This window comes from Massilia sp. CFBP 13721 (assembly GCF_014842025.1).
Taxonomy (GTDB): domain Bacteria; phylum Pseudomonadota; class Gammaproteobacteria; order Burkholderiales; family Burkholderiaceae_D; genus Telluria.
Genome location: NZ_JACYUY010000026.1, coordinates 79,634 through 89,028 on the forward strand (window position 1 = coordinate 79,634; position 9,395 = coordinate 89,028).

Consider the following 9,395-nt stretch of genomic DNA (forward strand, 5'->3'; position numbering starts at 1 on the left):
ACGCTTGACGCTAAGGAGAGCCGCTCCTCTCCTAACGCCTGCGAGCGCTTCAAAGCTTGATCTGGCTCAAGTGTGCGTCATGCAGGATTGGTTAGCCTGATGTCTTGCGCTATTGCAATGGCTGCTGTCAACAGATTACGTAGACGCTGCGCACGGCTTGCATGGCGCATTACCTCCATCCAGGGAGAAGACCATGAAATTCATCTTCGGTCGGCGCGAAAAATTCTTGTACCGGCGTAATCCAGCATGGGCCAGCTTCATGGCGGGCACCAGGTTCGGCGTGATCGTCGTGGCGCTGGTGCTGCTCTACGTGAAATTCAACTGAGTACCTGGCGGCGGCGTTCCTCCAGCCGCGCGAACACGCCGCCCAGTTCAGGCAAGCCCACTGGCTTGGTGAGATGGACGTCGAAGCCCGCCTCGGCCGTCTTCAGGCGGTCGACGTCGGTGCCCCAGCCGGTGTGCGCCGCCAGGATGGCGTCCCGCATGTGCGGCAGTTTCCTGATTGCCGCCGCCGCCTCGTAGCCGCTCATGCCCGGCATGCCGATGTCGAGGATGACCAGGTCGAAGCCGCTCTCCGCCGCCCGCGCCAGGGCGGCGCGGCCATCGTGCACCACCGTGACCGCATGACCCGCCGTCTCCAGCAGCGCCGCCAGCATGGCGCCGGCGTCGGCGTTATCGTCCGCGATCAGGACGCGCGCCCGCGTTGCCGCCGGCATTGACGTTTCCAGGTGCGGCGCCGCAGCCGGCGCGTCCTCGTCCGCCGCCAGGATCGGCAAGCGGACCGTGAAGGCACTGCCCTGCCCCGGACCCGCGCTGGCCGCGCTGACGCTGCCGCCATGCATCTCCACCAGGCTGCGCACCAGCGCCAGCCCGATGCCGAGTCCGCCCTGGGCGTGCCCCATGTTCTGCGACACCTGGTTGAACATCTCGAACACCGCCGCCAGCGATTCGGCCGGGATGCCGATGCCGGTATCGGTGATGCGGATGACCAGCTCATGCGGCGCATGCGGCCCGTCCAGCGCCGCCGCCAGTACGATGGTGCCGCCATTCGGCGTGTACTTGCACGCATTCGTCAGCAGGTTGCCGAGCACCTGGGCCAGGCGCGTCGGGTCGGCATCGAGCCAGACCTGCGCCTCCGGAATGTCGACCTCGAGCTTGTGGCCGGCCCGTTCGACCAGCGGCAGCACGCTCTCGACGGCATTCATCACGACCGGCTGGAATGCGACCTTCGAACGCTTGAGTTCGATCTTGCCGCTGTTGATGCGCGAGATGTCCATCAGGTCGTCGATCAGGTGCACCATCTGGCGCAGCTGGCGGTCCATCATGTCGCGCGCGCGACCGAGCGAGGCCGGATTGTTGTTCGCCAGGCGCATCAGGTCGAGGCCGGTACGAATCGGCGCCAGCGGATTGCGCAACTCGTGGGCCAGCGTCGCCAGGAACTCGGTCTTGCGGTCGTTGGCATCGGCCAGGTCGGTTGCCAGGCGGTGCAGCTTTTCCTCGGCCGCCTTGCGCTCGGTGATATTCCGGCTGACCGAGGCATAGCCTTCGGGCTGGCCATCGCGGTCGAGCAAGGCATACACGCTGTAGATCATCCAGATCGGCGCGTTCGTGACCAGGTGGCGCAGGCGCAGCTCGACCTCGGCATGGCCTTCACGCATCACCCGCGGCAGGAATGTATTTTTTATGAAGTCCAGATCTTCCGGAAAGAACAATTCTTCGATATTCGACACATCCCATTTCTTCGCATGCCCGCCCACCATCTCAATGGCGGCGCGATTCAGGAAAAACGGCCGGAAGAACAAATCGCACATGCCAACAAAATCGTTGCTGCGCTCGGCCAGCGAAACGAAACGCTGGCGGTCGATCTCGGCTTGCTTGCGGTCCTGGATATCGGTATTGGCGCCGACCCATTCGCGGATCGACCCATCGGGCAGCAGGATCGGCACCGCGCGCACCGCATGCCAGCGGTAGATGCCGTCGGCACGGCGCAGGCGCTGCTCGTTCGTATACACCTGTTTCTTGTCGATGCAATCCTGCAGTTTCGCCAGCGAAGAAGCGCGCTCGGACGGATGCAAGGCGTCGAGCCAGCCGAAGCCTTGCCATGCCTCGAAGCTCTGCCCCGTATAGCCGCGCCACGACAGCGAGTCCTCGTGCACGGCGCCCTCAGGGTCGCAATGCCAGACGATTTGCGAGCTTGCCATGATCAGCGTCCGAAAGCGCTCCTCGCTGAGCCTGAGGCCGTTTTCGCTCTCGCGCGCCAGCTGGCTGAGCCGGTAGTTGCTTTCCAGAACCGCCGCCTTGGACTGGCCGGAGTCGGTGATGTCCGTGTGCGCGGTCACCGCACCGGTGATCCTGCCGCTGTCGTCCTTCATCGGCACCGCGCGCACGAGGATGATGCGGCGCGTGCCCGGGCTGTCGAAGGGCGCGATCTCGACCACGACGTCGGCCACCCGCTCGCCGCGCAGGGCCTGCGCCATCGGCCACTCGGCGGCGCCGATGCGCTGGCCATGCCGCGCCGACTTGTCGGCCCACCAGCCTTTCCAGTCGGCGTACTCGGCGACGCTGCCGGCGTGGGGCGGATTGCCCCAGATCCGTTTGGCTTCGCTATTGAGCACCAGCATGCGTCCGCTCGCATCGGCATAGGCCAGGCCCACCGGTGTCGCTTCCAGCAAAGCGTGGATGCGGCGCTCGTTCTCGTCGGCCGCATCCTGAGCGCGGCGCCGGTCGCTGACGTCGCGGAAATACACCGACAGCCCATCCGGCGACGGATAGCAGCGGCATTCGACCCACTTGTTCAGTGGCTCGGGATAGTAATCCTCGAAATGGGTCACCACGCCGGTGTCCATGGCGCGCCGATATTCCTTGCCGAACATGAGCTGCGCGGCATGCGGGAACAAGTCCCAGAAATTCTTTCCGATCAGGTCGGCGCTGCGCACACCCAGCATCGTCGCGCCTGTTTCGCTGAAATAGGTGTAATTCCAGTTGCGGTCGAGCACGGCCAGGCCATCGGTAATGCTGTCGAGGACGCGCTGCAGGTTGCCATGCGCGGCACGTACCCGCTCTTCCGCACTCTTGCGGTCGGTAATGTCGCGCGAGACACCGAACAAGCCGATCACCGCGCCATCGGCATCGCGATGCGGACGCTTCTGCGACAGCCAGATCCGCGCGGTCCCATCGGGCAAGGGCACCTCTTCTTCCAGTTCCTCGGCCTGGCCGCTGGCCATGACGCGCCTGTCGTTTGCCATGATGGCAGCGGCCGCGTCCGGGTCGCGCAACACGTCGGCATCGGTCTTGCCGATGACGGATTCCTGCGTCTTGCCGATCAACTGCAATGCCGCCGGGTTAGCCACCAGGAAGCGGCCGTCGCGGTCCTTGGCGAACATCGGATCGGGAGAGCCCTCGCACACCGCCTGCAGCAGGGCGACTTGCCGGCGCAAGGACTGTTCGCGCTGCACGTTGGTGGTGACGTCGCGGATCCAGATCACCACCGACGGCGGCACGCCCGCGCTGGCCGGCATGCGGCTGATCCGCCCTTCCCACCAGGTCTCGCCCACGCCGGGCATCTCGGTACGAAAATTCCTGACGTCCCAGGCCTGGCCCGTCGACAGCACATGGCGAATGCCCGCTTCCACGCCGTCGACCATCGAATTCGGAAATACGTCGCGCATGCGCTTGCCGATTGGGTCGCCGCTGCCGATGGCGGCGCGGTAGGCGGGATTGGCGTAGGTATAGCGCAGCTCGTCGGACGCGAGGATAGCGATCGAGGTTTCCATTTGTTCGAGCGCGGCGATGCGGGGGTCGGCCATCGACGCCTCTGCAAGCTCGCCAGTGAAGAGTTGTTCAGCCGAATTCTGCAGTTGCTGGCGCCAGGCAGTCACCAGTCCGGCAGGAACGTTGTACCGCTCAGCAATGCTGTCGTCGCTCCCGTCCGCCACCGCCTCCAGGGCGAGTTTCGCCATGAATGCGGGGGCAAAAGGCGCCTGTGCGGCGCTGGAGTCGGGGATGGCAGAATGCATGGTGTCGGTACAGGAGCAAAACCTGACATTCTGCACTAATCGAGCGATGGCAACGGTACCGGGCAGGCAATATTTCGTCAGCTGCGCTTTTTTGAACAACCGGAGGCGGCAGACGCAAAAAACCGCCAGGCTCACGCACTGGCGGTTTTTGCTTCAAGCGGCGCGAGCCGCTTGAAGATGCTTACTGCGCCGCAGCTTCCGCCGGATCCGCAGCCTTCATCGACAGCTTCAGGCGGCCGCGCTCGTCGGTCTCGAGGACCTTCACGCGCACTTGCTGGCCTTCTTTCAGGTAGTCGGCAACGGCGTTCACACGCTCGTTGGCGATCTGCGAGATGTGCAGCAGGCCGTCTTTACCAGGCATGACTTGCACGATGGCGCCGAAGTCCAGCAGTTTCAGGACGGTGCCGTCGTAGGTCTTGCCCACTTCGACCGAGGCGGTCAGTTCTTCGATGCGGCGCTTGGCTTCCTGGCCGGCGGCGGCGTCGACCGACGCGATGGTGACGATGCCTTCGTCGGTGATGTCGATCTGCGTGCCGGTCTCTTCGGTCAGCGCGCGGATGACGGCGCCGCCCTTGCCGATGACGTCACGGATCTTCTCCGGGTTGATCTTGATCGTGATCAGGCGTGGGGCGAAGTCCGACAGTTCGGTCTTCACGCTCGGCACGGCCTTTTGCATCTCGGCCAGGATGTGCTGGCGGGCTTCCTTGGCTTGCGCCAGTGCCACCTGCATGATTTCCTTGGTGATGCCCATGATCTTGATGTCCATCTGCAGTGCCGTGATACCCGCTGGGGTACCCGCCACCTTGAAGTCCATGTCGCCCAGGTGGTCTTCGTCGCCGAGGATGTCGGTCAGGACGGCGAACTTGCCGCCTTCCTTGATCAGGCCCATGGCGATGCCGGCGACATGCGCCTTCATCGGCACGCCGGCGTCCATCAGTGCCAGGCAGCCGCCGCAGACCGATGCCATCGACGAGGAACCGTTCGATTCGGTGATTTCCGACACCAGGCGCACCGAGTAGCTGAAATCTTCCGGGTTAGGCAGCGCGGCAACCAGTGCGCGCTTGGCCAGGCGGCCATGGCCGATTTCGCGGCGCTTCGGGGTGCCCACACGGCCGGTTTCGCCGGTGGCGAACGGAGGCATGTTGTAGTGCATCATGAAGTCGTCGGTGTACTCGCCCATCAGCGCGTCGATCTTCTGGCTGTCGCGCGCGGTGCCGAGGGTCGCGATGACCAGCGCCTGGGTTTCGCCGCGGGTGAACAGGGCCGAACCGTGGGTACGCGGCAGCACGCCGGTACGGATTTCGATCGGACGCACGGTGCGGGTATCGCGGCCGTCGATGCGTGGCTCGCCGTCCAGGATCTGGGTACGCACGACCTTGGCTTCCATGTCGAACAGGATGTTGCCGACTTCGGCCGCATCGGCGCTGACGCCTTGTTCCGACAGGGCTGCCATGACTTCCGACGACAGCGACTTCAGCTTTTGCTGGCGCGCCGATTTTTCGCGGGTCTGGTAGGCTTCGCGCACTTTTGCCGAAGCCAGTTCCGACACTTGCGCGATCAGGGTTTCGTTTTTCGCTGGTGCGGTCCACTCGACTTCCGGCTTGCCGCCTTCTTCGACCAGCGCATGGATCGCGTCGATGACGGCGCGCATCTGGTCGTGGCCGAAGACGACCGCGCCCAGCATGATTTCTTCGGACAGCTGCTGCGCTTCGGATTCGACCATCAGCACGGCCGTTTCGGTGCCGGCGACGACCAGGTCCATCTGCGAGGTTTTCAGCTGGGTGGTGCTCGGGTTCAGGATGTACTGGCCGTTGGCGTAGCCGACGCGGGCGGCGCCGATCGGGCCGTTGAACGGGATGCCGGCGACGCACAGGGCGGCCGACGCACCGATCATCGCCGGGATGTCCGGATCGATTTCAGGATTGACCGACAGCACGTGGATGATGACCTGGACTTCGTTCAGGTAGCCTTCCGGGAACAGCGGACGGATCGGACGGTCGATCAGGCGCGAGGTGAGCGTTTCTTTTTCGGAAGGACGGCCTTCGCGCTTGAAGAAACCGCCCGGGATTTTACCGGCAGCATACGTTTTTTCGATGTAATCGACGGTCAGCGGGAAGAAGTCCTGGCCCGGCTTGGCGTCCTTGCGGGCGACAACGGTGGCCAGCACGACGGTGTCTTCCACCGAAACCATGACGGCGCCGGAGGCTTGACGGGCGATTTCACCGGTTTCCAGGGTGACGGTATGTTGGCCGTAATGGAAGGTCTTCGTGACTTTATTAAACATTGGTAATCCCTTTCTATTTGCCGACAGATTTTCAGGAGCTGTCGTTCACCTCACCGCGCATGACCCGTCGGGCCACCGTTAAGAGAGCTTGGGCTCCCTCCTTCTACAATTGCAATGCTGCAAAATTTACAAACGCCAGATGCAAAAAATGCCCGCGGCAGTTGGAACTGACGCAGGCATTTCCGTGACTAAACCGTCTGGCGCAAAAATTACTTACGCAGGCCGAGTTTGGCGATCAGGTCGCGGTAACGGTTCAGGTCTTTGCTCTTCAGGTAGGACAGCAGGCTCTTACGGCGGTTGACCATCATGATCAGGCCGCGGCGCGAGTGGTGGTCTTTCTGGTGGGCTTTGAAGTGGCCGTTCAGTTCGTTGATGCGTGCGGTCAGCAGTGCGACCTGGACTTCCGGCGAACCGGTGTCGTTTTGGCCACGTGCGTTGTCGGCGATGATTGCCGACTTGTTGATGTTTTCTACGGACATGATGTTACCTTTCACATGCGGTGCAAGAGTCGCAACCCAGCGCACCGTGATTTGATTAAAAAAACCTGCCTTCGCGGACAGACCCGCCAGTATATGCGAAAACAGTTGGCGTCACCAGCTTTTGCTGCGGCCGGGTTAGGGCATCATAAGGGTTCCAGGTTATATGCGGGGGATGTCGTGAACAAGATGATCAGAATCGCAACGCTGTATGCCGCCCTCTTCCTGGCCGGCTGTGCCGGCCCGATTTTCAAGCAGGCGCCGCTCGTCGGCGACCCGGTCGCGGCCGTCACCAGCAAGATGGGGCAGCCGACTTCGGTCTACCCTGCCCCGGGCGGCGGCCAGCTGTTCGAGTACGCCACCGCGCCCTTCGGCCAGTTCACCTGGATGGCGCACATCGGCCCTGACGGGCGGCTGGTCTCGTACGAGCAAGTGCTTACCGGCGAAAAATTCGCGATGATCAAGGTTGACCAGGCGACCAAGGCCGACGTGCTGCGCACCATCGGCCGTCCCGCCGAACAGTCGCGCGTCCGGCTGCGCAACTACGAGGTGTGGTCGTACCGCTACAAGGAAGCGGGGGTGTGGAATTCGCTGATGCACGTGCACTTCGACGAGCAGGGCGTGGTGCGACAAATGATGAATGGGCCGGATCCGATGTTCGAGGTGAGGGATCGGAGGTGGTGAGCGCTCCGCTTATTTGCGTCCGCCATCGCTGCGCACGAAGGCTTCGACCGCGTCGAGCGTCGGCGCCAGTCTTTTCAGCGAATTCGACAGCGACGCCACCAGCGTGGTATGGGTGACGCCGTCGTAATACAGCTCGCGTACCGGCACGTGGACGACGCGCAGTTTTGCCGCCATGCCGCCGGTGTTGCGTACCGGGTTGACCAGATTGTCTTTGTTAGCCGCGATCAGGAGCGCGGGCGGCGACGCGGCGCCAACGTGGCTGATCGGCTGCGAGTCCGGCGGGGTGTTCGGCGCATCGAACACGGGTTGTGTAGTGCGGTTCTGCACCGGCAGGAAGTCGTACGGTCCCGCCAGCCCGATCCAGCCGCGCAGCATGTCCGGCTTCAGGCCCTGCTTCCCCAGCCAGCGCGGATCGAGCGCCAGCATGGCGGCGTTGTAGGCGCCGGCGCTGTGGCCCATCACGAAGATGTGCGCCGGGTCGCCGCCATGGCCGGCGATCTCGCGCGCGGTCCAGGCGACGGCGGCAGCGCCGTCAATCAGGAAATCGGGATAGCGCACCTGCGGATACAGGCGGTAGTCGGGCACGACGACCACGAAGCCGCGCGCGGCCAGGGCGCGGCCGACAAAGGCATAATCTTCGCGCTGGCCGCTGACCCAGTTGCCGCCGTAGAAAAAGACGATCACCGGGGCCTTATCGGCGTTCGCCGCGGGACGATAGACGTCGAGCATGTTGCGTGGGTCCGCGCCGTAGCGTAGCGCCGTCGTGGCCTCGACGGCGCCGGCGGGCGAGACGGCGTTCACGAGCGAGAGCGGCGAACAGGCGGAGATGGCGCCGGCCAGCAGCAGCGCGCCGGCGTAGTAGATGAGTTTGGTCATGCGCCGAGTATGGGGCCGCTGGCGGGGATGCGGCGCGCTGCTGGGCATGCATACGCAGTTGTTTCCACAACGACAAGAAGCCGCCCTATACTGCAGGCTTATGGCAACCGCAGACGCATCTTTCCAGCAACCGCGCACCCTGTCCGGCATCGGCGTGTCGCTGGCCGTGCATGCACTGCTGCTTGGGTTGTGGCAGCTGTCGCGGCCGGTGGCGGTGCCGGACGACGGCGAGCCGCGGCGGGTGCAGTTCCTGCGCCTGCTGCCGGCGCCGGCTGCCGAGCGCGGTGCGCCTGCGCTGCCCTCGTCTGTCCGAAGTTCCGCTTCCAGCGCACGCATTGCGCCGGCGGCACGCGCGACGCCGCCGGTGTCATCCCAATCCTTGCCCGAGCCTGCCGCTGAGCCGCTTGCCCTGCCCGCAATCCCGGCAGCGGACGCGCCACCTGCGCCGGCTATATCGAGCGCCGACCTGTTACGCGCGGCGCGGGCCGAGGCCGGCGCCGCCGACCGGGCGCTACGTGCGGAAAACCCGCGGCGCGGCATCCGGGCGCCGATCGAGACGGCGCAGATGAAGCTGGAGCGCGGTATTGCACATGCGGCCGAGATGGCGCCGAACCGGTGGTACCAGGCGCCGAAAACGCAGGAGATCCTGGACCCGGGCGGCTACGGGCGCCGGCGCCACAAGGTGATCACGGCGACCGGCACCTATTGCGTAACCTACGAATCGAATCACGGGCCGGATGGGCGCGACACGATGCGCGACGGGATTCCGCCGAAGTTCACCAATTGTCCGCCGCATGAGGAGCCGGCCAAGGCGCAGAAGTGGGATTGATTTCGTTAAGCGTCGTGCTGCGCGTTTGAACGTTTTCATCCGTGATCCCCGGCGCCGATATTCGGATGGTGCGGACACGTGGGCACGAGTGCCCACCCTACGTTACACCCCAGCTGCGGGTTTGATCACACGGCGGTCGCGCACCGTAGGGTGGGCACTTTGAAGTGACCCCACAAAGTTGGACAGTTGCGCTTATGCTGCTGCCAATTGCTGAGTCCTGAATTGTACAG

Annotated in this window: 7 protein-coding genes; 3 read left to right on the forward strand and 4 right to left on the reverse strand. The window is 64.2% G+C overall.

Annotated features, from left to right (window positions below; translation table 11 throughout):
- The first annotated feature begins 193 nt into the window (after nucleotides 1-193).
- The gene (locus IFT60_RS26850; protein ID WP_267874651.1) at nucleotides 194-325 is read left to right on the forward strand and encodes a hypothetical protein; all 132 of its coding nucleotides are present in this window, start codon (nucleotides 194-196) and stop codon (nucleotides 323-325) included.
- On the opposite strand, the gene IFT60_RS21265 is transcribed toward IFT60_RS26850, so the two are convergent.
- From IFT60_RS21265 to rpsO, 3 genes are all read right to left on the reverse strand, one after another.
- Complete coding sequence (locus IFT60_RS21265; RefSeq protein ID WP_192055418.1) at nucleotides 318-4,016, reverse strand: PAS domain-containing protein; 3,699 nt, start codon at nucleotides 4,014-4,016, stop codon at nucleotides 318-320. The genes IFT60_RS26850 and IFT60_RS21265 overlap by 8 nt on opposite strands.
- A 181-nt stretch (nucleotides 4,017-4,197) precedes the next feature.
- Nucleotides 4,198-6,300 carry a polyribonucleotide nucleotidyltransferase gene (pnp, locus tag IFT60_RS21270; protein WP_192055421.1) on the reverse strand — a complete coding sequence of 701 codons (2,103 nt, stop codon included), beginning with the start codon at nucleotides 6,298-6,300 and terminating at the stop codon, nucleotides 4,198-4,200.
- A gap of 209 nt (nucleotides 6,301-6,509) precedes the next feature.
- Nucleotides 6,510-6,779, reverse strand: coding sequence for a 30S ribosomal protein S15 (gene rpsO / locus IFT60_RS21275; protein WP_192055423.1), 270 nt, complete (start codon nucleotides 6,777-6,779; stop codon nucleotides 6,510-6,512).
- Nucleotides 6,780-6,965: 186 nt separating this feature from the next.
- Here rpsO and IFT60_RS21280 point away from each other — a divergent pair, with 186 nt between their 5' ends.
- Nucleotides 6,966-7,460 carry a hypothetical protein gene (locus IFT60_RS21280; RefSeq protein WP_192055425.1) on the forward strand — a complete coding sequence of 165 codons (495 nt, stop codon included), beginning with the start codon at nucleotides 6,966-6,968 and terminating at the stop codon, nucleotides 7,458-7,460.
- A gap of 9 nt (nucleotides 7,461-7,469) precedes the next feature.
- Here the strand turns inward: IFT60_RS21280 and IFT60_RS21285 are convergent, their stop codons facing one another.
- Nucleotides 7,470-8,336, reverse strand: a complete 867-nt coding sequence (locus IFT60_RS21285; protein ID WP_192055427.1) for an alpha/beta hydrolase — start codon at nucleotides 8,334-8,336, stop codon at nucleotides 7,470-7,472.
- Nucleotides 8,337-8,436: 100 nt separating this feature from the next.
- Here IFT60_RS21285 and IFT60_RS21290 point away from each other — a divergent pair, with 100 nt between their 5' ends.
- Nucleotides 8,437-9,165, forward strand: coding sequence for a hypothetical protein (locus tag IFT60_RS21290; protein WP_192055429.1), 729 nt, complete (start codon nucleotides 8,437-8,439; stop codon nucleotides 9,163-9,165).
- Nucleotides 9,166-9,395: the final 230 nt, after the last annotated feature.